Source organism: Streptomyces sp. NPDC093064 (genome assembly GCF_044754605.1).
Lineage (GTDB): Bacteria > Actinomycetota > Actinomycetes > Streptomycetales > Streptomycetaceae > Streptomyces.
This window is the reverse complement of the sequence record NZ_JBIVPK010000010.1, coordinates 50147-73760: the sequence shown is the minus strand read 5'-3', so window position 1 is coordinate 73760 and position 23614 is coordinate 50147. Positions and strand designations below refer to the sequence as shown.

Here is a 23614-nt window from a genome sequence, read left to right as displayed (position 1 = left end):
CAGCCCGCTCTCGCAACCTCTTTTGACTCACCCACAGTCTTGTCAGGGACATGCGTCGCTTCTATAGTCCCGTTTCAAACGGTGGGAGCGCTCCCATGGAGGTGCAAGCGGGAGCACTCCTCCCTCCGACGTCGCCCTCGAAGAGGCCCCTATGCGACTGCTGTCCCATCGGCTCGACCCCGCGCGCGGCTTACTGTGCGCGCTGCTCACCGCTCTCGCCCTGGTCGCCGCCTTCCTGGCGGCCGCTCCGGCGGCGCACGCCGACACACAGATCTGCGACGCCTTCGGAACGACCACGATCCAGGGCCGCTACGTCGTCCAGAACAACCGCTGGGGCACCGACGCCGCCCAGTGCATCACCGTCACGGACTCCGGCTTCCGGATCAACCGGGCCGACGGCTCGGCGGCCACCAACGGCGCTCCGAAGTCGTACCCGTCCGTCTACAACGGCTGCCACTACACCAACTGCTCGCCGGGCACCTCGCTCCCGGCCCGGCTGGACACCATCTCCAGCGCACCCACCAGCATCTCGTACGGCTATGTCAGCGACGCGGTCTACGACGCCGCCTACGACATCTGGCTGGACCCGACGCCGCGCAAGGACGGCGTGAACAGGACCGAGATCATGGTCTGGTTCAACAAGGTCGGACCGATCCAGCCGGTGGGTTCGCAGACCGGCACGGCCACGGTCGCCGGCCGGTCCTGGCAGGTGTGGTCCGGCAGCAACGGCTCCAACAACGTGCTGTCCTTCGTCGCCCCGTCGGCGATCACGAGCTGGAACTTCGACGTGATGGACTTCGTCCAGCAGGCGGTCTCCCGTCAAATGGCCGCGAGCAACTGGTACCTGACGAGTATCCAGGCAGGCTTCGAGCCCTGGCAGAACGGTACCGGGCTCGCCGTGACGTCGTTCTCGTCGGAGATCCGCACGGGTGGCAACGGTGGCGGCGGGGGCGGTAACCCCGGTGGCCAGGCCGCCTGCTCGGTGACGTACGCCACGAACGTCTGGCCGGGCGGGTTCACCGCCGACGTCACCGTCCGCAACACCGGTTCGGCGGCGGTGGACGGCTGGCAGCTCGGCTTCACCCTGCCCTCCGGGCAGCGCGTCACCAGCGCCTGGAACGCCACGGTGAACCCGTCCTCGGGTGCCGTCACCGCGACTGCCCTGTCGCACAACAAGGGGATCGCGCCGGACGGCAGCCAGACGTTCGGTTTCCAGGGCACCTACAGCGGCACGTTCGCCGCACCGGGCGCCTTCACCCTCAACGGCACTGCGTGCACCACTGCCTGACGCACCACCACCCCCACAAGGAAGGAAGGACCGAACGTGGCTCGACGCAGCAGACTCTTATCGGTGGCGGCGGCCTTCGCCACCCTCCTCGCGGCACTGGGCCTGACCCTGCTCGGTCAGGGCCGTGCCGAGGCGCACGGCGTGGCGATGATGCCCGGTTCACGTACCTATCTGTGTTACGTGGACGCCCGCACGGCGACCGGCAGTCTCGACCCGACGAACCCCGCGTGCCGGGACGCCCTGAACAAGAGCGGCGCCACGCCCCTGTACAACTGGTTCGCGGTTCTCGACTCCAACGCCGGTGGTCGGAACCAGGGTTACGTGCCGGACGGCACCCTGTGCAGCGCGGGAGACCGCTCGCCGTACGACTTCTCCGCCTACAACGCCGCCCGCGCCGACTGGCCCCGGACCCATCTGACCTCCGGGTCCTCGATGCAGGTCCAGTACAGCAACTGGGCCGCGCACCCGGGTGACTTCCGCGTCTACCTGACCAAGCCCGGCTGGTCGTCCACGTCCCAGCTGCGCTGGGCCGACCTGGACCTGATCCAGACGGTCAGCAACCCGCCGCAGGTCGGGTCCCCGGGCACTGACGGCGGCCACTACTACTGGAACCTCGCTCTGCCCTCCGGCCGTTCGGGCAACGCGCTGATCTTCATCCAGTGGGTGCGCTCCGACAGCCAGGAGAACTTCTTCTCCTGCTCGGACATCGTCTTCGACGGCGGGCACGGCGAGGTGACCGGCATCCGGAACTCCGGCTCGCCGAACCCGACTCCGACTCCGACTCCCACCCCGACCCCCACTCCGACGGATCCGCAGACCGGCTCCTGCATGGCCGTGTACAACGTGGAGAACTCCTGGGGCGGCGGCTTCCAGGGTTCCGTGGAAGTGATGAACCACGGCACGGCACCGCTGAACGGCTGGACGGTGACCTGGAAGCCAGGCGTCGGTACCAAGATCGGCAGTGCCTGGAACGGCAACCTGACCACGGCCGGCGACGGCACGATCACGGTCAAGAACGCCGACTACAACCGGACCGTACCTCCCAACGGCAGTGTCTTCTTCGGATTCACCGCCACATCCACCGGCAACAACTATCCGGTCGGCTCGATCAGCTGCACCACGAGCTGACACCCGCACCGTCCCGCACCGGGCGCGCCGGCACCCTGCCGGCGCGCCCTCTCATGTGCGCCGGGGAAGTCCGCTACGCGGGCCCCTCCCGGGCGCTGAGCGCCTGCACCTCCGCGTACGAGGGAGCGGCGCCCTCGGGAGCATGCCCCTCCGCGACGGCGGCCATCGCCTCCACGGCCGCGCCCAGCGCCCGCCGGTACAGCAGGGAGCCGAGGCTGATCCGGCGTACGCCGAGGTCGGCGAGGTGGGGGACGGCGGGGCCGGCCGGGGAGTAGAGGATGTTGAGGGGCGCGTCGAGGTGCTTCACGAGGGCGGCGATCGCCTCGGGTTCGGTCAGCCCCGGGACGAACACCGCGTCGGCGCCCGCCTGTTGGTAGACGTCGAGTCGGCGCAGTGTCCGCGTGACGTCTCCGTCGTCCAGCCAGTACGTGTCCGTGCGCGCGTTGACGAACAGGCCGGGCACGGCGGACTTCACCGCGGCGATCTTCGCGGCGTGCCGGTCGGGCGGTCCGAGTCCGTCCTCCAGGTTGACGCCGCGGGCCCCCGCCTCCCACAGCTGCCGGGCGAACTCGGCCACCTCGTCCGGGTCTTCGCTGAACCCGCCCTCCGCGTCGACGGAGAGCAGGAAGGGCTGCGAGCCGAGGAGGAGGGCGAGGCGGAGGGTGAGCTCGCGGGTCGCGGCGGCACCGTCGGGCAGTCCGGCGGAGGCTGCGACGCCGAGGCTGGTGGTGCCGATGGCCGGGAATCCGCGGGCGGCGAGCAGCAGGGCGGAGGCCGCGTCCCAGGCGTTCGGCAGCAGCAGCGGCTCGTCGGCCCGGTGGAGGTCGGCGAAGGCGGTCATGACAGGTCACCCACGGCATCGACCGCGGCGGGCGCCTCGTAGGCGTTCTCGCTCATACGGCCCACGCTAGGGCCGGGTCGTTTCGGCCCCGGCCGAACCGTTCCGCTCAGCCCGCCCGCTCCCCCGTACCGCGCTCCACGCAGAACTCGTTCCCCTCCGGGTCGGCGAGCACCGCCCAGCCCGTGCCGTCCGGCTTGCGGCGGTCGGCGACCAGGGTCGCGCCGAGGCCCAGCAGCCGCTCCACCTCCTCGTCGCGGGTGCGGTCCTGCGGCTGGAGGTCCAGGTGCACGCGGTTCTTGGCCGTCTTGGAGTCCGGCACCGTGACGAAGAGCAGGCCGGCGCCCTCGATCAACGCCTCGTCGTCACCCGGCTTGTCGTCCTCGTGCACCGGCAGATCCAGGACCTTGGACCAGAAGGTGCCCAGGGCGTGGGCGTCGGCGCAGTCGATCGTGACGTGGCGTATGGCGGAGGTCATACGGGGATGATGTCAGGGCGTCCGGGGCCGTGCAGGGGAATTTCGCGGGGCCCGATCGGCTAGCGTCGCGTCATGGACAGCGTCATCCCCAGCGTCACCTCTCCCGCCCTCGCCGACGCGCTCGACGGCGGGGCGGTCGTGCTCGACGGCGGTATGTCGAACCAGTTGGAGTCGGCCGGGTACGACCTGAGCGACGAGCTGTGGTCGGCGCGGCTGCTGGCCGAGCGGCCGGAGGCGGTCACTCAGGCGCATCTGGCGTACTTCGAGGCCGGGGCGAGCGTGGCGATCACCGCGAGCTACCAGGCCACCTTCGAGGGGTTCGCACAGCGGGGCATCGGACGGGAACGGGCCGCCGGGCTCATGCGGCTGAGCGTGGAGTCGGCGCGGGAGGCGGCGCGGCGGGCGCGCGCGCTCGGGGTGGTACGGCCCTTGTGGGTGGCCGCGTCGGCGGGGCCGTACGGGGCGATGCTCGCCGACGGCTCCGAGTACCGGGGCCGGTACGGGCTCACCGTCGACGAGCTGGAGCGCTTCCACCGGCCCCGCCTGGAGGTGCTGGCCGCCGCCGGGCCCGACGTGCTGGCCCTGGAGACGGTGCCCGACACGGACGAGGCGCGGGCGCTGCTGCGGGCGGTGCGCGGGCTGGGGGTGCCGGCCTGGCTCTCGTACACCGTCGCCGGTGACCGTACGCGCGCCGGGCAGCCGTTGGAGAAGGCGTTCGCCCTGGCCGCCGACGCGGACGAGGTGATCGCGGTCGGCGTGAACTGCTGCGCCCCCGGCGACGCGGCGGCCGCGGCGCGGACGGCCGCCCGGGTCACCGGCAAGCCGGTCGTGGTCTACCCCAACAGCGGCGAGTCCTGGGACGCCGAGTCCCGCGCCTGGACCGGTCGCTCCACCTTCACCCCGGACCAGGTCGAACGCTGGCGCGCCTTCGGCGCCCGCCTGATCGGCGGCTGCTGCCGGGTGGGCCCGGGGGCGATCTCGGAGATCGCCCGCGTGCTGTCGCCCCGGTAGCGGCCCCACGGCACCCTCACGGGGCCGGCGGCCACCCGCGCCCCAACAGCCGGCGGGTGGCGACTCCTGCCGGACGGAACCCGGCGATCACGGCGGTGGCCCACGTGCCGACGGCACCGTGGCCGCGCCACCGCTTCCCCGGCGCAATCCGCCGGACGGCACACCAGTGCCCGGTCCGACACCAGCCCCGGTCGGCGGCGGCTCTTGCCGGGCCCGGCCCCGGGCGAACACGGCGATCGCCCGGTTGCTGTGGGCCCCGGCCGGTCGGCGCAGCCTCCGTCCAGGTTCCGGCCGTTGCTCCCCTCCCCCGGCAGGAGATCGTCAGTGGCCGCTCACCCCGCCCGGGCGCCGCAGGCGTCGTACCACCGTGCGGAGTTCCGCGGCGCGGGCTCGGGTGCCGTCCGGGGCAGAGGGCGGCTCGGGGACGGCCGACCAGAAGGCGAGTTCGGCATCGCGCGGGACCGTGACCCCCCTCCCCCGGCAGGAGATCGTCAGTGGCCGCTCACCCCGCCCGGGCGCCGCAGGCGCCGTACCACCGTGCGGAGTTCCGCGGCGCGGGCTCGGGTGCCGTCCGGGGCGGGGTGCGGCTCGGGGGCGGCCGTCCAGAGGGCGAGTTCGGCGTCGCGTGGGCCGGGGACGGTGTGCGGCGGGCCGTCGCCGAAGACGTGTACCGGGTGGGTGGCGTCCCAGGGCCGCCAGCCGGGGTCGCCGTCGGTGGCGAAGCGGACCCAGGCCGTGTGCATGGCGTCGGCCAGCTCCTGCGGGGCGCCTTCCCCGGCGAGCCTGCGGGAGCCGGGGACGTCGCCGGTGTCGAAGACGAAGCCGAGTTCCAGGGCGTGGCAGGCGCCGAGGTCGGGCAGCAGCGAGGGCCAGGCGAACTCGTAGACGTACGACGAGCCCGGACGCGCGTCGGCCAGGCGGTGCAGCGGTCGGCGCAGCAGATGGTCGGTGACCAGTTGGCCGACGATCTCGGCGGTGCCGGCCCCGGGGCGCAGCGCCCGGTAGCCGCGGACCACCTCGTGGCCGCAGTGGCAGCGGGCCATGGCGCCGGCCAGCGCGACCGGGCCGAGCCGGTCGACGCGCTCCAGCAGCCCGCCCGGGACCAGCCACAGCCGGTACTCATCGCGGGTCCAGCCCATGAGGAGGTCGGCTCCCCGCGCCGCGTCGCCCTCCACCAGGGCCTGGAGCGGGTCGCGTGGGACGAGGTCGCCGTCGACGACGATGCCGAAGGCGGGCCCGCCGAGGACGGGGCTGCTGAGCCGGCCGACCTCGGCCTGGGTGCGCAGCAGCAGGTCCCGGTCGACGGTGGCGAACGCCTCGGCGGTGGCGGGCACCTTCAGCCGGGTCGCCATGCGCCGCACCATCCGCCGTACGTTGCCGCGCTCGGCGGCCTCCGGGGGCCCGCTCTGGAGGACCGCGCGCCGGAACAGGCCCTGGGCCTGCGGGGCGGCGATCAGGGCGCCGATGCTGATGGCTCCGGCCGACTGGCCGCACAGGGTGATCCGGTCCGGGTCGCCGCCGAAGGCCGCGATCGACTCGTGGACCCAGCGCAGGGCGGCGAGCTGGTCGCGCAGGCCGGGGTTGGCGGGGGCGTCCGGGAACAGTCCGAAGCCCTCCACGCCGAGCCGGTAGTTGACGGACACCAGGACGACGCCGTCACGGGCGAAGGCACGCCCGTCGTACACCGGCACGGCGGAGGAACCGCGGGTCAGCGCGCCGCCGTGCAGCCACACCATGACGGGGAGCCGGGCGCCCGGGTCCGGGTCGGGTGTCCACACATTGAGGTTGAGGCAGTCGTCGCCGGGCACGACCGGGTCGGACAGGTACCGGGCGAAGGCCTCGGAGTACGGAGGCTTCGGCGCGGTCGGGCCGAAGAGGGCGGCGTCGCGCACACCGTCCCAGGGCTCGGGCGGCACCGGCGGCCGGAACCGCCGGGGGCCGAAGGGGGGTGCGGCGTACGGGACGCCGCGGAACACGGCCACTCCGTGCTCATGTCTGCCTCGCACCGCCCCGTAGGGGGTGGTGACCACGGGGTCCGATCTGTCGGCCGTCATGCGCCCACCAGCCCTTCGCCGCGTCTTGCACCGGTATCTCCGAAGCACACCGCCGTCTTCCGGTATTCCGGGCGCGGGATGCCGGTACCGCCGTCCGGTGGAAGTGCGGTGGAGCGCTAGCGGTTCTCGCTGCGGCCGAACCTGAGGTAGGCGACCAGGCCGATCACGTTGCCGAAGGCGCAGACGGCCAGCCACGCCAGGGGCGAGAGCTGCCTGGTGTCGGGGTGGCGCGAGATGTCGATCATGCAGTAGACGGCGGGGACGAGCGCCACCAGCGGCACGATCGCCATCCACGGGGTGGGGGACGACGCGGGGAAGGAGTCGGCGAGCACAGGAGGTCTCCTTCTCGAGGGACGGACGTGGTGGTCATGGGCGGGATACCGGATCGGTACCAGTAATGATCCACCTCAGCAAGGAAAACGGTGGCTGCGGCCGTAGCGTCCCGGGCCGGACCTCACCCGGCGACGGACCCTGCCGCCCACTCGATCCCGCCGCGCAGATGGGCCCGGAAGTCCGGGTCCGCGTAGGCCTCGGAGGCGTGGCCGAGGGCCGTGTAGAAGACGCGGCCCCGGCCCTGTTCGCGGCACCACACCAGGGGGTGGTCGGGGCCCATGCCCCCGCCGCGGTACGACGACTCGTCGGCGCGCGCCAGGACCCGTACGGTGCCGCGCGGGTTGGTGCGGAAGTCGTACCACTCGTCGGTGAAGGCCCACTCGGCGGGCAGGTGCCGGGTGGCCGGATGATCGGGGTCCTCGACCAGGACTCGGCCCGGCTGGTACTCCGGGTGCCGGGCGAACCGGGCGCCGAGCAGTTCGCCGTAGTACGGCCAGTCGTACTCCGTACAGGCCGCCGCGTGCACACCGACGAACCCGCCGCCCCGCTCGACGTACGCGGCGAGGCGCTCCCGGCCGGCCGGGGTGAGCACCTCGCCGCTGGTGGAGAGGAAGACGACGGCGGCGTACCGCTCCAGGGGCCGGGCGAGGGCCTCGGGGTCCTCGGTGTGCTCGACCTGGAAACCGTCGAGGGCCCGCAGCGCGGCGACGGCGTCCGGGATGGAGTCGTGGCGGTAGTCGGCGGTGCGGGTGTGGACGAGGAGTCGGCGGTCCATGGCGGACGACCCTACGCCGCCACCGGGCCCGGACGGGAGGTCGCGGGAGGCCCCGGGCGGCGGGGCAGCCCGGCGTCCGGTCACTCCTTCGACGAGCCGTTCTGGTCGTCCTTGTGCGGGCTCCGCGCATGGGTGGTCTTCACATGGGCCCGCAGCCGTGCCGTCACGTCCTCCGGGGGCAGGAAGCGCGACCACCGCTCGGGGAACTCGGCGGGCATGTCGGGGTCCTCCGGGTCGTCGGGCTCGTTCTCGCGGGTCGCGGCGGAGCGGGCGACGTACTCGGCGATCTGCGCCTCGCGCACCCGCTCGTTGGCGGCGCGGGCCAGGGCCGTGGCGGCGGCCGGCCAGACCCGGTCGATGGCGGCGTTGACCGCCGCCCCGACGAGCACGGCGAAAGCGGACACACCGATCCACAGCAGCACGGCGACCGGCGCGGCGAGTGAGCCGTAGATGGTCGGGCCCTCCACGGTGCTGGTGAGGTAGATGCGCAGCAGGAAGCTGCACACCACCCACATGGCGAGGGCGACCAGGGCGCCGGGCACGTCCTCGATCCACGCGGAGCGCACCGGCACGGACACGTGGTACAGCGTGGTCAGGAACACGACGGACAGCACGATCACGACCGGCCAGTACAGGATCTGCACGAGCGTCGTCGACCACGGCACGATCCGCACCACCGCGTCCGGGCCGGCCACCATCAGCGGCAGCGCGATCGAGCCGATCAGCAGGGCCACGATGAACAGACCGAAGGCCAGCAGCCGGGTCTTGACGATGCCGCGCACGCCGTCGAGGCCGTACATGACGGTGATGGTTTCGATGAAGACGTTCACCGCGCGCGAGCCCGACCACAGGGCGAACACGAACCCGATGGAGATCACGTCGGGCCGGCCGCCCTTCATGACGTCCCGCAGGATCGGCTGGGTGATCTCCTTGACCCCCTGGTCGGACAGGACCGTGCGGGAGGCGTCCAGGATGTTGCGCTCCAGGCTGGCGATGGTGTGCGCGCCGGTCCAGGAGTCGACGTAGAAGAGCAGTCCGATCAGGCTCAGCAGCAGGGGCGGCACGGACAGCAGGGAGAAGAAGGCCGCCTCGGCCGCCAACCCCAGGATCCGGTACTCCATGCACGAGTTGACGGTGTCCTTCAGCAGCAGCCAGGCGGTCCTGCGTTTGGATACGTTCCGGTAGAGGGCTCGTGCCCGGTGGAGGCGGCCGGACGGCCTGTCGGGGGTTTCGCTGGCTGACTGCTGCACGAGCCAAAGGTATCTCCGTCGGCTCCCCTCTCCGTCACCCGCCAGGGGTCCGGCCACCAGGCAGGACACACTGGGCCCGCCGGACCCCGGCAGTACGGCGCGGCTGTGTGATGCCCGGTGCCGTACCGCGGGGTAGGTTCCGTCGTATGGCACCCAGCACGCACACCGTGACCAACCAGCCGCCGCCGCTGGTCGGATACGACGTCTTCGCCGCCGATCAGGCCCTGGCCGAGGCGGTCGGACGGCACGTGGAGACGGGGCTGCTCGACGAGGTGCGCGCGGAGCTGACGACGCTCGGGCGGGCCGCCGGCTCCGCCCAGGCGCAGGAGTGGGGAGCGCAGGCCAACGAGAACCCGCCGAGGCTGCGCACCCACGACCGCTACGGCCACCGCGTCGACGAGGTCGAGTTCCATCCGGCCTGGCACCGGCTGCTCGGCAAGGGCGTCTCGGCCGGGCTGACCGCGGCCTGGAACCGTCCGGCCGGGCATGTGCGGCGGGCGGCCGCCTTCCTGGTGTGGACGCAGGTCGAGGCCGGCACCTGCTGCCCGCTGTCGATGACCCACGCGGCCGTGCCCGCGCTGCGCACCGACCCGGAGTTGTCCGCCGAGTGGGAGCCGCGGCTGACGTCCGCGGTCTACGAGCGCGAACTGCGGCCGGCGCACCTGAAGGCCGGGGTGCTGTTCGGGATGGGGATGACCGAGAAGCAGGGCGGCAGCGACGTACGGGCGGCCACCACCGTGGCCAGGCCGCTCGCCGAGGCCGGCGCCTACGAGCTGACCGGGCACAAGTGGTTCTGCTCGGCGCCGATGTCGGACGGGTTCCTGGTGCTGGCGCAGGCCCCTGGAGGTGCCTCCCGTGCCGAAGGTGACGCGGGAGGGCTGACCTGCTTCCTGGTGCCGCGGGTGCTGGCGGACGGCACACGCAACGTGTTCCTGATCCAGCGGCTCAAGGACAAGCTGGGCAACCGGTCGAACGCCTCCGCCGAGGTCGAGTTCGACGGGACCTGGGCGCGCCGGGTCGGCGAGGAGGGGCGCGGGGTGCGCACCATCATCGAGATGGTCGCGGCGACCCGGCTGGACTGCGTGCTCGGTTCGGCGGGGCTGATGCGGCAGGCGGTGGCGCAGGCGGTGCACCACTGCGGGCACCGCGAGGCGTTCGGCGGCAAGCTCGTCGACAAGCCGCTGATGCGCAACGTGCTGGCCGACCTCGCGCTGGAGTCGGAGGCGGCGACGACGCTCGCGCTGCGCCTGGCGGCCGCCTACGACGACGGGGGCGAGCAGGAGCGGGCGCTGCTGCGGATCGCGGTGCCGGCGGCCAAGTACTGGGTCACCAAGCGGTGCGCGCCGCTGGCGGTGGAGGCCTCCGAGTGCCTGGGCGGCAACGGGTACGTGGAGGAGTCCGGGATGCCCCGCCTCGTGCGCGAGTCGCCGCTCAACTCGATCTGGGAGGGCGCCGGGAACGTACAGGCGCTGGACGTGCTGCGGGCGCTGACGCGGGAGCCGGGGGCGCTCGACGCCTACCTCCGGGAGGTGGGCCTGGCGCGCGGCGCCGACCACCGTCTGGACGCGGCGATCAAGCAGTTGCTCACCGAACTCGCCGATCTGGAGGGCGTCGAGGCCCGGGCCCGGCGGCTGACCGAGCGGCTGGCGCTGGTGCTCCAGGGAGCGCTGCTGGTGCGGTTCGCGCCGCCGGACGTCGCCGACGCGTTCTGCGCCTCGCGGCTGGGCGGCGAGTGGGGCGCGGCCTTCGGGGCGCTGCCGCACACCCTGAACCTGGCGGCGGTGGTGGAACGGGCGCGCCCCACGCACTGAAGCGGGGGTGGTGCTGCGCCGACACGGCACCACCCCCGCACTTCAGGCCCGTTCCAGGCCGTATACGCCGCACACGGCGGCGTTGCACAAGTTTCAAGGAACTCAGGCCTGTTTCACCAGGGTTGCAAGGGGTTGCAACTTGCGCGTCCGCGTGAGCGGACGGCGCCCTTCCGGCAGGGGTCTGGCGGCACGGTACGCGGGCCGGCCGGGAGGGGCGCGACCGTGCGCGACCGCATGGCCGGGGCGCCCCGGGTAAGCCGGTTGCCCGGACCCCTTTCACGGGAGGACTCAGTGGCCAAGGCGCCGGTGGATGTGGCTCCTGGACCCACGAACTGAGCCCGCTCCACGCCGAATTGCTCTACCTGCTCGCCGTGCACCGCGCCGGCCGCAGCGCCGCCCGTACCGCTTCTGCGAGGGCACCGACGTCGAACTGCTCCTCCCGGACGCCCCGGCCGACCTCCTCCCGCACTCGGCGGCACCGGAGGTACGAGGGGAGCGTGTCATCACGGTGCCGTGAGTGGCGCGGGTGGGTGACCCCGGTGGCTCCGGTCGGTCAAGGGTTCGGCCCCCGGGTGGCATCTTCCGCATAATTGCAGGGTCTTCGACCTGTCGCGGGGCGGACTGCCGTAGCATCGCCCCAGGGTCGCCCCAGCCGCTACTCGGTCAACGCTCGGACCTCCCGGAGCAGTTGGCCCGTGTACGCGGAACAGGCGTCCCGCAGGCGGACCGAGCCCTGAAAAGGGGGCTGTATGAAGCAGCGCGGCAGACACCGCAGGCGCAGACGGGGCAGGGCGCTGCGCGCGGTCCTGGCCGGGGCCGGCCTCGCGCTGACCGCTGCCGCCACCATGATCAGCACCTCGCAGGCCACCGTCGCCGACGACCCCGGAGCCCTGAAGCCGCTCACCTCGTCCGCCGAACTCGACCGGCTGCGGCTGACCGAACAGCCGGTGCCGCAGCAGTCCCTCGACCGGCTCGCCGCGGCGATGGGCCAGCCCGTCGGTGTCGGCACGGTGCTCAGCGGCGCCGACCGCTCGCTGCGCGACGCGGACGAGTGCAGCGCCCACGAGAAGAAGGCGCTGCCCGTCGAGCCTGCGGCCACGCGCGCGTACTGCTGGGACCCCGCGGACTCCGCCACCCGCCGGTGGCGGCCGGAGTCGGTGACCACCTCAGGGGACGCCGAGGACAACGGCCGGTGGGGCGCGCACCGGGTGATCCTCTCCGGCTGGACGCACGACACCGACGACGGCCGCGGACTGGCCCGGGTCGCCTTCGTCAACGCCGACGACCCCAGCCACCTCACCTACACCTGGGCCCTGCTCGCCGTCCCGGTCGACGGCGGACGCGACTTCCGCGGGCTCGTCTCGCGTGTGTCGGGGATGGTCTGGTACCGGGACAAACTGCTGGTCACCACCTCCGGCGGCGAGCGCGACGCGCTGTACGTCTACGACCTGCGCCGCATCCACCGCGCCACGGTCGACGGCCAGGAGGTGGGCCGGGTGCCGGGCGGCTGGTCGGCGCACGGCTACCGGTGGGTGCTGCCCGCGGTCGCCTCCTACCGCCCGGCCGACGGCAACTGCGTCCGGGCGGCCGGCGCGGACCTCTCCGCGCTGCCCTGCCCGGACGGCCTCTCCCTGGACCGCAGCTCCACGCCGGCCAGCCTGGTCGCGAGTCAGGCCGCGCCCACGGACGGCGGCCGCCACACGCGCCTGTGGCGCTACTCCTTCAGCCGGGACCCCGTCCGCTCCGGTCTGCTGGCCACCGACTCCGGCGGCACGGCGGCCTCGGACGAGGCCTACGGGACGAAGGCGGAGGACGTCCGGGGCGTCCTGTCCCACCGTCCGGGCCCGTCCACGGAACCGGACTGGTACCTGAGCCGCCCCGCGGACGAGGGCACCCACGGCACGCTGTGGCGGCAGGACGAGCGCGGCGCGAAGGCCGCCGAGTGCGGCTCCGAGGACACCCACCGCTGCTGGGGCGACGGCACCGGCTCCCTGTCCTACTGGCAGGAGACCGGCGACGTCTGGTCCCTGTCGGGCCGAATGCTGTTCGCGCTGCCGCTGTCCGCGGTCGAACAGGAACTGCGCTAGGCCGTCGAACGGGAGCCGGGCCAGGTCGCCGAGCCGGAACCGCGCCCGGGGCGACGGGCTCGTCCCGGGTGAGACCCCGCACTCCCGATCGACACGAGCCCGGCGCGGATGATTCCCTGACCGGCATGACGAGCATCGCCGTGACCACCTGGTCCCTGGAGCAGACCTCCCCCACCGACCTCCTGCAGGCCGCCGTGCCCGAGGGGGACGTACGGGTCGTCCGCTCCGAGGTTCCCTCCCCCGAGTTCAGCCGGTTTCTGTATGCCTCGGTCGGCGGCGACATCCGCTGGACGGACCGGCTGGGCTGGACGTACGCGCAGTGGCGGGAATACCTGGAGCGTCCGGGTGTCGAGACATGGGTGGCGTACGACCGCGGCACTCCGGCAGGTTACGTCGAGCTGGAGGCACAGGACGAGGGCGTCGTCGAGATCGTCTACTTCGGACTGATCGAGGCCTTCCGCGGCCGGCGCATCGGCGGCCACCTGCTGTCCAGCGGCACCGCCCGCGCCTGGGACCTGGCCGACCGCTGGCCCGGGCGGACGCCGACGAAGCGGGTGTGGCTGCACACGTGCAGCAAGGACGGCGAGTACGCGATGGACAACTACCAGCGCCGTGGCTTCAAACTCTTCGACACCAAGGTCGAGGAGGAGGCGGAGGTGGCCACCCCGGGCCCCTGGCCGGGGGCGTACCCGGCCTGACCTGCGGGTGCACGCACGATCGCGGCCGACGCGCCGAACGACACCCCTGTCCTGAATGCCGGGACAGGGGTGTCCGCATGTCGGACGAAGCTGGACGCTGTCCAGATCGCCATGCCAGGCTTTCCACCATGTCTGGAACTGGAGTCGCCTTGGTGAGCCGACGGCACGTCGACCACGGCCGTATGTCCAGCGCCATCTGTCCGGCGAGCTGACCTCACCCGCTGTGGCCTGACGGCCACGGGCCCGGGTCCACCGGTTTTCCCGATCTCCCGTTTTTCTGCTTTTACGTTTCCCCCTGTTTTTCGTTTTCCCCCGCTTTTTCCACCTGCGCACAGACGCGCATGCCTGCCCGTCTGCCCATGTGCCCTGCGCCCGCACAGGTCAGAGCCGCATTCCCGCTGTCCCGAAGGACGTATCGACCATGGCCGCGTCTCCGCAGAACCCCACCGCGCCCCGCCGCAAGGTGAGCCGTCACCGCGGCGAGGGGCAGTGGGCCGTGGGGCACCTGACCCCGCTCAACGGCAACGAACAGTTCAAGAAGGACGACGACGGTCTCAATGTGCGGACACGCATTGAGACGATCTACTCCAAGCGCGGTTTCGACTCGATCGACCCCAACGACCTGCGCGGCCGGATGCGGTGGTGGGGTCTGTACACCCAGCGCAAGCCCGGCATCGACGGCGGCAAGACCGCGATCCTGGAGCCGGAGGAGCTGGACGACCGCTACTTCATGATGCGCGTGCGCATCGACGGCGGCCGGCTCACCACCCGGCAGCTGCGGGTCATCGGCGAGGTCTCGCAGGAGTTCGCGCGCGGCACCGCCGACATCACCGACCGGCAGAACATCCAGTACCACTGGATCCGGATCGAGGACGTGCCGGAGATCTGGAACCGCCTGGAGGCCGTCGGCCTGTCCACGGTCACCGCCTGCGGCGACACCCCGCGCGTGATGATCGGCTCCCCCGTCGCCGGCATCGCCGAGGACGAGATCGTCGACGGCACCCCGGCGCTGGAGGAGATGCAGCGCCGGGTCCTGGGCAACAAGGCGTACTCGAACCTCCCCCGGAAGTTCAAGACGGCCATCTCCGGCTCCCCGCTGCTCGACGTGGTCCACGAGATCAACGACGTCGCGTTCGTGGGCGTGCGCCACCCCGAGCACGGGCCCGGCTTCGACCTGTGGGTCGGCGGCGGCCTGTCCACCAACCCCAAGCTGGGCGTGCGGCTGGGCGCCTGGGTGCCGCTGGAGGAGGTCCCGGACGTCTACGAGGGCGTCCTGTCGATCTTCCGTGACTACGGCTACCGGCGGCTGCGCAACCGGGCCCGGCTGAAGTTCCTGGTCGCCGACTGGGGCGCGGAGAGGTTCCGTCAGGTGCTGGAGGACGAGTACCTGAAGCGCAAGCTCGTCGACGGGCCCGCCCCCGAGGAGCCGGTCCAGCAGTGGCGCGACCACGTCGGCGTGCACCGGCAGAAGGACGGCCGCCACTACGTCGGTTTCGCCCCGCGGGTCGGCCGCATCGACGGCGCCACCCTGACGAAGATCGCCGAGCTGGCCGAGGCGCACGGCTCGGGGCGGGTCCGTACCACCGTCGAGCAGAAGATGATCATCCTCGATGTCGAGGAGGGCCAGGTCGACTCCCTGGTCGCCGGTCTGGAGGCCCTGGACCTCACCGCCCGGCCGTCCACGTTCCGGCGCGGCACCATGGCCTGCACCGGCATCGAGTTCTGCAAGCTCGCCATCGTCGAAACCAAGGCGCGCGGCGCCACGCTGATCGACGAACTCGAGCGCCGGCTGCCGGACTTCGACGAGCCGATCACCATCAACCTCAACGGCTGCCCCAACGCCTGCGCCCGCATCCAGGTGGCGGACATCGGCCTCAAGGGCCAACTGGTCGTCGACGACCGGGGCGAGCAGGTCGAGGGCTACCAGGTGCACCTGGGCGGCGCGCTCGGCCTGGAGCCCGGCTTCGGCCGCAAGGTGCGCGGACTCAAGGTGACGGCGCGGGAACTGCCCGACTACATCGAGCGGGTCCTGACCCGCTACCAGGAGCAGCGCGAGGACGGCGAGCGGTTCGCCACCTGGGCCGCGCGGGCGTCCGAGGAGGAGCTGTCATGAGCGAGCGGGCCGCCCCCTTCTACTGCCCGTACTGCGGGGAGGAGGACCTCCGCCCCAGCGAGGAGGGCCACGGCGCCTGGGAGTGCGCGGGATGCAACCGGGCCTTCCGGCTGAAGTTCCTCGGGCTGCTCGCCCGGGGCGTCGGGCGAGCCGGCCACGAAGGGGACGACGGGATATGACCACGACTCCGGAAGCAGGCGTGGAAGCCGGGTTGAAGGCACTGGCCGAACAGGCGGGCCGCGACCTGGAGGACGCCTCCGCGCTGGAGATCCTCCAGTGGGCGGCCGACACCTTCGGCCGCCGGTTCTGCATCACCTCGTCCATGGAGGACGCGGTGGTCGCCCACCTCGCCTCCCGCGCGATGCCGGGCGTGGACGTGGTGTTCCTCGACACCGGCTACCACTTCCCGGAGACCATCGGCACCCGCGACGCGGTCGAGGCCGTGATGGACGTCCACGTCATCACCCTCACCCCGGAGCAGACGGTCGCAGAGCAGGACGCCGAGTACGGCCCGAAGCTGCACGACCGCGATCCGGACCTGTGCTGCCGGTTGCGCAAGGTGCGGCCGCTGGAGGAGGGCCTGAAGGGCTACACGGCGTGGGCGACCGGGCTGCGCCGCGACGAGTCCCCGACCCGGGCGAACACCCCGGTCGTCGGCTGGGACGAGAAGCGGCGGAAGGTCAAGGTCTCCCCGATCGCCCGCTGGACCCAGGACGACGTGGACGCCTACGTCGCCGAACACGGCGTCCTGACCAACCCGTTGCTGATGGACGGCTACGGCTCCGTGGGCTGCGCGCCCTGCACCCGGCGCCTGCTGGAGGGCGAGGACGCGCGCGCCGGCCGCTGGGCGGGCAGTGCCAAGACCGAGTGCGGACTGCACGGCTGACCCATGAGCGTGCTTTCCACGACCGCTTCCAGACACAGGGAGACACACGTGACGACCGGAGCCACCGTCTGGCTCACGGGTCTGCCGAGCGCCGGCAAGACCACCATCGCGCACGAACTGGCCGGGCGGCTGCGTGCGGAGGGCCATCGTGTCGAGGTGCTCGACGGCGACGAGATCCGCGAGTTCCTCTCCGCAGGCCTCGGCTTCAGCCGCGCGGACCGGCACACCAACGTGCGGCGCATCGGCTTCGTCGCCGAACTGCTCGCCCGCAACGGCGTCAAGGCGCTGGTCCCGGTGATCGCGCCGTACACCGACAGCCGCGACGCGGTGCGCGACTGGCACGCGAAGAACGGCACGGCGTACCTGGAGGTGCACGTGGCCACCCCGGTCGAGGTGTGCTCCGTACGCGATGTGAAGGGTCTGTACGCCAAGCAGGCCGCGGGCGAACTGACGGGACTGACGGGCGTCGACGACCCGTACGAGGAGCCCCTGTCGCCGGACCTGCGCGTCGAGTCGCAGCACCAGACGGTCCGGGAGTCGGCGGCTTCCGTGCACACGCTGCTCAGCGAAAGGGGACTGGCATGACGACCGTCGCCAAGACCAAGGCGGACGACGAGGGGACGGGCAGTCCGTACGCCCTCTCCCACCTGGACGCGCTGGAATCCGAGGCGGTGCACATCTTCCGCGAGGTGGCGGGCGAGTTCGAGAACCCGGTGATCCTGTTCTCCGGGGGCAAGGACTCCATCGTCATGCTGCACCTGGCGCTGAAGGCGTTCCGGCCCACCGCGGTCCCCTTCTCGCTGCTGCACGTGGACACCGGGCACAACTTCCCCGAGGTCCTCGACTACCGCGATCGCACGGTGGCCGGGCACGGCCTGCGGCTGCACGTCGCCTCCGTGCAGGACTACATCGACCGGGGCGTCCTCAAGGAGCGCCCGGACGGCACCCGCAACCCGCTCCAGACCCTCCCGCTGACCGAGAAGATCCAGTCCGAGCGGTTCGACGCGGTCTTCGGCGGCGGCCGCCGCGACGAGGAGAAGGCCCGCGCCAAGGAGCGGGTGTTCTCGCTGCGGGACGAGTTCTCCCAGTGGGACCCGCGCCGTCAGCGGCCCGAGCTGTGGAACCTCTACAACGGCCGGCACGCGCCCGGCGAGCACGTCCGCGTGTTCCCGCTGTCCAACTGGACCGAGTTGGACGTGTGGCAGTACATCGCCCGCGAGGGCATCGAACTGCCCGGGATCTACTACGCCCACACGCGCGAGGTCTTCCGGCGCGACGGCATGTGGCTGACCGCCGGCGACTGGGGCGGCCCCAAGGACGGCGAGGACGTGGAGAAGCGGCTCGTGCGCTACCGCACCGTCGGCGACATGTCGTGCACCGGCGCCGTGGACTCCGACGCCGACACCATCGAGAAGGTGATCACCGAGATCGCCGCCTCGCGTCTCACCGAGCGCGGCGCCACCCGGGCCGACGACAAGCTGTCCGAGGCCGCGATGGAAGACCGCAAGCGCGAGGGGTACTTCTAGAGATGACCACGACCACGACCACGGACCTGGCGGCCACCACCCTGCTGCGGTTCGCCACCGCCGGCTCCGTCGACGACGGCAAGTCCACCCTGGTGGGCCGGCTGCTGCACGACTCCAAGTCGGTCCTCGCCGACCAGTTGGAGGCCGTGGAGCGCGCCTCCGCGAGCCGCGGCCAGCAGGCCCCGGACCTCGCGCTGCTGACGGACGGGCTGCGCGCCGAGCGCGAGCAGGGCATCACCATCGACGTGGCCTACCGCTACTTCGCCACCCCGCGCCGCCGGTTCATCCTCGCCGACACGCCGGGCCATGTGCAGTACACGCGGAACATGGTCACCGGCGCGTCCACCGCCGAGCTGACGGTGATCCTGGTGGATGCCCGCAACGGCGTGGTGGAGCAGACCCGCCGGCACGCGGCGATCGCCGCGCTGCTGCGCGTGCCGCACGTGGTCCTGGCCGTGAACAAGATGGACCTGGTCGACTACCGGGAGTCCGTGTTCGCCGCGATCGCCGAGGAGTTCACGGCGTACGCCACCGAACTGGGCGTGCCCGAGGTCACCGCGATCCCGATCTCGGCGCTGGTCGGAGACAACGTGGTGGAGCCTTCCTCGACCATGGACTGGTACGGCGGCCCGACCGTCCTGGAGCACCTGGAGACGGTCCCGGTCAGCCACGACCTGGCGCACTGCCACGCACGGCTGCCCGTGCAGTACGTGATCCGGCCGCAGACCGCCGAGCACCCCGACTACCGCGGCTACGCCGGCCAGATCGCCGCCGGCAGCTTCCGGGTCGGCGACGAGGTCACGGTGCTGCCGTCCGGCCGCACCAGCCGGATCTCCGGCCTCGACCTGCTCGGCGAGCCGGTCGACGTGGCCTGGACGGCACAGTCGGTGACGGTCCTGCTCCGGGACGACATCGACGTCTCGCGCGGCGACCTGATCGTACCGAGCAAGGACGCGCCCGCCACCACCCAGGACGTGGAGGCGACCGTCTGCCACGTCGCCGACCAGCCGCTGACCGTCGGCCACCGGGTGCTGCTCAAGCACGGCACCCGCACGGTCAAGGCGATCGTCAAGGACATCCCGTCCCGGCTCACCCTGGACGACCTGTCCCTGCACCCGCACCCCGGGCAGCTCGTCGCCAACGACATCGGCCGGGTGAAGATCCGCACCGCCGAGCCGCTGCCGGTCGACTCCTACGCCGACTCGCGGCGCACCGGCTCGTTCATCCTGATCGACCCCTCCGACGGCACCACGCTCACCGCGGGCATGGTCGGCGAGTCCTTTGCCTCGCCGGTACCGGTCAAGGACGCGGCGGACGAGGACGGCTGGGACTTCTGACCATGAACTCCCCCGACTTCTACTCGACGTTCGCCAAGGAGGGCGGCCGGGTCGGCAGCGGCGCCCTCGGCAGCGGACAGGGCGGAGTGGCCCGATGTGCGCGCTGACGTACGCGCACCGCACGCGCGCCCTCACCCCCCACCCCCCGCGTAGAAGAAGACCTGCCGACCTCCCGGCCACGACCTGACGGGCGTGACCGCCGGGCCTGCGAGAGGACAGCCTCCCGTGCCAGCCAACCTTCCCCCGTTCCGCGACCGCCCGACCGGGGGCACCCGCACGCCCGTACTCCGCCGCGGCCTCGCCGTGGTCGCCGCCCTGCCCCTGCTCACACTCGCCGCCTGCGGCTACGGCTCCCAGGCCGACGACGACGGCGCCCAGCAGAAGGTGGCCGCCGGGGCCGAGAAGACCGACGGTCTCGACTCGGTCAGGATCGGCTACTTCGGCAATCTGACGCACGCGACCGCGCTCGTCGGCGTGAACAAGGGCTTCTTCCAGAAGGAGCTGGGCGCCACGGTCGTCAAGCCGTCGGTCTTCAACGCCGGCCCGTCCGAGATCGAGGCCCTCAACTCCGGCTCCGTCGACATCGGCTGGATCGGCCCGTCCCCGGCGATCAACGGCTACACCAAGTCGGGCGGCAAGAGCCTGCGCATCATCGGCGGTTCGGCCTCCGGCGGGGTCAAGCTCGTGGTCGACCCGAAGAAGATCAAGTCCCTGAAGGACGTCAAGGGCAAGAAGATCGCGACCCCGCAGCTCGGCAACACGCAGGACGTGGCGTTCCTCAACTGGATCGCGGAACAGGGCTGGAAGGTCGACGCACAGAGCGGCAAGGGCGACGTCTCCGTGGTCCGCACCGACAACAAGATCACCCCGGACGCCTACAAGTCCGGCTCCATCGACGGCGCCTGGGTGCCGGAGCCGACCGCGTCCAAGCTGGTCGCCGAGGGTGCCAAGGTGCTGCTGGACGAGTCGTCGCTGTGGCCCGACAAGAAGTTCGTGATCACGAACATCATCGTGTCGCAGAAGTTCCTCGAGGAGCACCCGAAGGCCGTGGAGGCGGTACTGAAGGCCTCCGTGGACACCAACAAGTGGATCAACGCCAACCCGGATGAGGCGAAGGCCGCGGCGAACAGGCAACTGGGGGTCGACTCCGGCAAGGAACTGCCGGAGAACGTCCTGGACCCGGCGTGGAAGTCCATCCAGATCATCGACGACCCGCTGGCCTCGACCCTCGACGCCCAGGCGCAGCACGCGGTCAAGGCGGGCCTGCTGCAGAGCCCGAAGCTGGCCGGCATCTACGACCTCGCCCCGCTGAACAAGGTCCTGAAGGCCGCGGGCGAGCCGACCGTCAGCGACGCCGGTCTCGGCGCCGAGTAAAGCCCGTAGCCGAAGAGTTCCCAGGAGGTGACGACCATGGCCACGACCCTCGCCAGGGCCGCCGAGACCGTAGAGCACGCGGCCCGCCTCGAGAACGTCTCGAAGTCCTTCGCGGGACCGGGCGGACAGCAGCTCGTCCTGGACGGCATCAGCCTCGATGTCGCGCCGGGCGAGTTCGTCACCCTCCTGGGGGCCTCGGGCTGCGGCAAGTCCACTCTGCTGAACCTGGTGGCGGGGCTGGACCAGCCGACCGCCGGGTCCATCACGACGGACGGCCGCCCCGCCCTGATGTTCCAGGAGCACGCCCTCTTCCCCTGGCTGACCGCGGGCAAGAACATCGAACTCGCCCTCAGGCTGCGGGGGGTGGCGAAGCCGGAGCGGCGCGGCCGGGCCGAGGAGCTGCTCGAACTCGTCCGGCTGAAGGACGCGTACGGCAAGCGCGTCCACGAACTGTCCGGCGGGATGCGCCAGCGCGTGGCGATGGCCCGCGCGCTGGCCCAGGAGAGCAACCTGCTGCTGATGGACGAGCCGTTCGCGGCACTCGACGCCATCACGCGGGACGTCCTGCACGACGAGCTGACCCGGATCTGGGAGCAGACCGGGGTGTCGGTGCTGTTCGTCACGCACAACGTGCGCGAAGCGGTGCGGCTGGCCCAGCGCGTGGTGCTGCTGTCCTCCCGCCCGGGCCGGGTGGCCCGTGAGTGGACGGTGGACATTCCGCAGCCGCGCCGCATCGAGGACGCGCCCGTGGCGGAACTGTCCCTGGAGATCACCGAAGTCCTGCGTGGGGAGATCCGCCGACATGGCCAGCACTGAGACGAAGACGGCCCAGGGCGCCGAACTGGCCGACGTGGAGGCCGGTCTGGACGCCCTGGAGGCCACCACGGCCGGCCGTACGCCGCTGCGCCAGACTCTGGTCAACAAGGTCCTGCCACCGGTCGTGGCGATCGCGGTGGTCCTGGTGGTCTGGCAGGCGCTGATCTCCTTCAAGGTGGTCGACGACCCGAGCAGGCTGCCCTCGCCCGCCGACGTCGGCGGCGAGTTCAAGGACGCCTGGTTGCAGGGCAAGCTGCTCGGCTTCATCTGGACGTCCGTCTCGCGCGGGCTGCTGGGCTTCCTGTTCGCGCTGGCGATCGGCACCCCGCTGGGCCTGCTGGTGGCCCGGGTGAAGTTCGTGCGCGCGGCCATCGGCCCGATCCTGTCCGGTCTCCAGTCGCTGCCCTCGGTGGCGTGGGTGCCGCCGGCGGTGATCTGGCTGGGCCTGGACAACTCGATGATGTACGCGGTGATCCTGCTCGGCGCGGTCCCATCCATCGCCAACGGGCTGGTGTCCGGCATCGACCAGGTGCCGCCGCTGTTCCTGCGGGCGGGCCGCACGATGGGCGCGACGGGTGTCCGGGGCGCCTGGCACATCGTCCTGCCGGCCGCGCTGCCGGGCTATCTGGCCGGTCTGAAGCAGGGCTGGGCGTTCTCCTGGCGCTCGCTGATGGCGGCGGAGATCATCGCCTCCTCGCCGGACCTGGGCATCGGCCTGGGCGCGCTGCTGGAGAACGGCCGCAACGCCAGCTCCATGGCCATGGTGTTCGAGGCCATCATCCTGATCCTGTTCGTCGGCATCGCCGTCGACCTGCTGATCTTCAGTCCGCTGGAGCGGTGGGTACTGCGCAGCCGCGGTCTTCTCGTGAAGAGCTGAACGCCCGTGATCTCCCAGCCGGTTCTCCTCGTCGTCGCCCACGGCAGCCGCGATCCGCGCCATGCCGCGACCGTGCACGCCCTGGTCCGCCGGGTCCGTGCGCTGCGCCCCGGGCTGCGGGTGGAGACGGGCTTCCTGGACTTCAACGTCCCGTCCGTGCCGGGCGTGCTGGAGTCCCTGGCGGCCGACGGGGTGCGGGACGTCGTGGCGCTGCCGCTGCTGCTGACCCGCGCCTTCCACGCCAAGGCGGACATCCCCTCGGTGCTGCGCCGGGCGCCGTCGCGGCTGCGGATCCGGCAGGCGGAGGTCCTCGGCCCCTCACCGCTGCTGACGGACGCCCTGGAACGCCGTCTGTACGAGGCGGGTCTCGACCCCGCCGACAAGTCCTCGACCGGGGTCGTACTGGCCTCGGCGGGGTCCTCCGACCCGGAGGCGATCGCAGTGATCGCAGAAATCGCGCGGGAGTGGCGGCACACCGGCTGGTGCGCCGTGCGGCCTGCGTTCGCCTCCGCATCCATGCCCCGCACCGAGGACGCGGTGCGGGAACTGCGGGAGTTGGGCTGCGCCAGGGTCGCGGTCGCGCCGTACGTGCTGGCACCGGGTTTCCTGCCGGACCGCATCGCTCGGGGCGCGGCCGAGGCCGGGGCCGACGTGCTGGCCGGGGTGCTCGGCCCGGCGCCGGAGGTGGCCCGGGTCCTGCTGGAGCGCTACGACGCCGCCCGGCTGCCGCTGTCCGCGGCCCTGGGAGCCTGAGGGGCGGGCGCCTGCTCCGGCCGCGGCCCGGCACTCCCCCGTGGTGCCGGTCCGCGGACGGTCCGACCACCGGCCGCCGATGATCGGCGAGTGGTGGTGTCGTTCAGTCCAGCGCGCGGCGGTACGCAAGTGTCACTGCTGTACAGCGGGCGGGGCTCCGAATGTGGATCATCCGGTCCAA

General features: G+C 72.0%; 22 protein-coding genes and 1 pseudogene. 17 read left to right on the top strand and 6 right to left on the bottom strand.

Annotation, left to right across the window (positions count from 1 at the left end; genetic code table 11):
• The first annotated feature begins 151 nt into the window (after window positions 1–151).
• Together ACIQFZ_RS14860 and ACIQFZ_RS14855 are read left to right on the top strand one after the other, a co-directional pair.
• Window positions 152–1288, top strand: a complete 1137-nt coding sequence (locus tag ACIQFZ_RS14860) for a cellulose binding domain-containing protein (protein ID WP_402691367.1) — start codon at window positions 152–154, stop codon at window positions 1286–1288.
• Window positions 1289–1324: 36 nt separating this feature from the next.
• Complete coding sequence (locus ACIQFZ_RS14855) at window positions 1325–2416, top strand: lytic polysaccharide monooxygenase (RefSeq protein ID WP_365435372.1); 1092 nt, start codon at window positions 1325–1327, stop codon at window positions 2414–2416.
• A gap of 73 nt (window positions 2417–2489) precedes the next feature.
• On the opposite strand, the gene ACIQFZ_RS14850 is transcribed toward ACIQFZ_RS14855, so the two are convergent.
• Together ACIQFZ_RS14850 and ACIQFZ_RS14845 are read right to left on the bottom strand one after the other, a co-directional pair.
• Entirely contained in the window at window positions 2490–3257 is a 768-nt protein-coding gene (locus ACIQFZ_RS14850; RefSeq protein WP_402691366.1) for an isocitrate lyase/phosphoenolpyruvate mutase family protein, read from the bottom strand.
• Between the two features lie 106 nt (window positions 3258–3363).
• On the bottom strand, window positions 3364–3732 hold the full coding sequence (locus tag ACIQFZ_RS14845; RefSeq protein WP_402691365.1) for a VOC family protein: 369 nt from the start codon (window positions 3730–3732) through the stop codon (window positions 3364–3366).
• Between the two features lie 72 nt (window positions 3733–3804).
• Between ACIQFZ_RS14845 and mmuM the strand changes: the two genes are divergently transcribed.
• Window positions 3805–4743, top strand: a complete 939-nt coding sequence (gene mmuM, locus ACIQFZ_RS14840; protein WP_365437044.1) for a homocysteine S-methyltransferase — start codon at window positions 3805–3807, stop codon at window positions 4741–4743.
• A 491-nt stretch (window positions 4744–5234) separates the two neighbouring features.
• On the opposite strand, the gene ACIQFZ_RS14835 is transcribed toward mmuM, so the two are convergent.
• The 4 genes from ACIQFZ_RS14835 to ACIQFZ_RS14820 form a co-directional block, all read right to left on the bottom strand.
• Complete coding sequence (locus tag ACIQFZ_RS14835; RefSeq protein WP_402691364.1) at window positions 5235–6797, bottom strand: carboxylesterase/lipase family protein; 1563 nt, start codon at window positions 6795–6797, stop codon at window positions 5235–5237.
• Window positions 6798–6913: 116 nt separating this feature from the next.
• Window positions 6914–7129 carry a PLD nuclease N-terminal domain-containing protein gene (locus tag ACIQFZ_RS14830; RefSeq protein WP_365424082.1) on the bottom strand — a complete coding sequence of 72 codons (216 nt, stop codon included), beginning with the start codon at window positions 7127–7129 and terminating at the stop codon, window positions 6914–6916.
• Between the two features lie 122 nt (window positions 7130–7251).
• Window positions 7252–7905, bottom strand: coding sequence for a ThuA domain-containing protein (locus tag ACIQFZ_RS14825; protein WP_383058862.1), 654 nt, complete (start codon window positions 7903–7905; stop codon window positions 7252–7254).
• 80 nt (window positions 7906–7985) lie between these two features.
• Window positions 7986–9155: a YihY/virulence factor BrkB family protein gene (locus tag ACIQFZ_RS14820; protein WP_383058861.1), complete on the bottom strand. Its 1170-nt coding sequence runs from the start codon at window positions 9153–9155 to the stop codon at window positions 7986–7988.
• A gap of 146 nt (window positions 9156–9301) precedes the next feature.
• Here ACIQFZ_RS14820 and ACIQFZ_RS14815 point away from each other — a divergent pair, with 146 nt between their 5' ends.
• The 14 genes and pseudogenes from ACIQFZ_RS14815 to ACIQFZ_RS14750 all read left to right on the top strand — a co-directional run bounded on the left by ACIQFZ_RS14815 (window position 9302) and on the right by ACIQFZ_RS14750 (window position 23433).
• A complete protein-coding gene (locus ACIQFZ_RS14815) occupies window positions 9302–10966 on the top strand; it encodes an acyl-CoA dehydrogenase family protein (protein WP_402691363.1) in 1665 nt (554 codons plus the stop codon).
• Window positions 10967–11268: 302 nt separating this feature from the next.
• Window positions 11269–11483, top strand: a pseudogene (locus ACIQFZ_RS14810) (transcriptional regulator); the annotation flags it as partial.
• A 232-nt stretch (window positions 11484–11715) separates the two neighbouring features.
• Entirely contained in the window at window positions 11716–13053 is a 1338-nt protein-coding gene (locus tag ACIQFZ_RS14805; RefSeq protein ID WP_402691362.1) for a hypothetical protein, read from the top strand.
• 125 nt (window positions 13054–13178) lie between these two features.
• Window positions 13179–13751 carry a GNAT family N-acetyltransferase gene (locus ACIQFZ_RS14800; RefSeq protein WP_365424096.1) on the top strand — a complete coding sequence of 191 codons (573 nt, stop codon included), beginning with the start codon at window positions 13179–13181 and terminating at the stop codon, window positions 13749–13751.
• A gap of 421 nt (window positions 13752–14172) precedes the next feature.
• Window positions 14173–15864 (top strand): nitrite/sulfite reductase, encoded by a 1692-nt coding sequence (locus tag ACIQFZ_RS14795; RefSeq protein ID WP_402691361.1) that lies wholly within the window; start codon window positions 14173–14175, stop codon window positions 15862–15864.
• Window positions 15861–16043, top strand: coding sequence for a hypothetical protein (locus ACIQFZ_RS14790; protein WP_402691360.1), 183 nt, complete (start codon window positions 15861–15863; stop codon window positions 16041–16043). The genes ACIQFZ_RS14795 and ACIQFZ_RS14790 overlap by 4 nt, the downstream gene beginning before the upstream one ends.
• A complete protein-coding gene (locus ACIQFZ_RS14785) occupies window positions 16040–16750 on the top strand; it encodes a phosphoadenylyl-sulfate reductase (RefSeq protein WP_365774288.1) in 711 nt (236 codons plus the stop codon). The genes ACIQFZ_RS14790 and ACIQFZ_RS14785 overlap by 4 nt, the downstream gene beginning before the upstream one ends.
• Window positions 16751–16753: 3 nt before the next feature.
• Complete coding sequence (cysC, locus tag ACIQFZ_RS14780) at window positions 16754–17335, top strand: adenylyl-sulfate kinase (protein ID WP_365424108.1); 582 nt, start codon at window positions 16754–16756, stop codon at window positions 17333–17335.
• Window positions 17332–18276: a sulfate adenylyltransferase subunit CysD gene (gene cysD / locus ACIQFZ_RS14775; protein ID WP_402691359.1), complete on the top strand. Its 945-nt coding sequence runs from the start codon at window positions 17332–17334 to the stop codon at window positions 18274–18276. The genes cysC and cysD overlap by 4 nt, the downstream gene beginning before the upstream one ends.
• A gap of 2 nt (window positions 18277–18278) precedes the next feature.
• A complete protein-coding gene (locus ACIQFZ_RS14770; protein WP_365424114.1) occupies window positions 18279–19613 on the top strand; it encodes a GTP-binding protein in 1335 nt (444 codons plus the stop codon).
• Window positions 19614–19838: 225 nt separating this feature from the next.
• Window positions 19839–20987 (top strand): aliphatic sulfonate ABC transporter substrate-binding protein, encoded by a 1149-nt coding sequence (locus ACIQFZ_RS14765; RefSeq protein ID WP_402691358.1) that lies wholly within the window; start codon window positions 19839–19841, stop codon window positions 20985–20987.
• A gap of 36 nt (window positions 20988–21023) precedes the next feature.
• Window positions 21024–21803: an ABC transporter ATP-binding protein gene (locus ACIQFZ_RS14760; RefSeq protein ID WP_402691357.1), complete on the top strand. Its 780-nt coding sequence runs from the start codon at window positions 21024–21026 to the stop codon at window positions 21801–21803.
• A complete protein-coding gene (locus ACIQFZ_RS14755) occupies window positions 21790–22680 on the top strand; it encodes an ABC transporter permease (protein WP_376651024.1) in 891 nt (296 codons plus the stop codon). The genes ACIQFZ_RS14760 and ACIQFZ_RS14755 overlap by 14 nt, the downstream gene beginning before the upstream one ends.
• A gap of 9 nt (window positions 22681–22689) precedes the next feature.
• Complete coding sequence (locus ACIQFZ_RS14750) at window positions 22690–23433, top strand: sirohydrochlorin chelatase (protein ID WP_376651112.1); 744 nt, start codon at window positions 22690–22692, stop codon at window positions 23431–23433.
• Window positions 23434–23614: the final 181 nt, after the last annotated feature.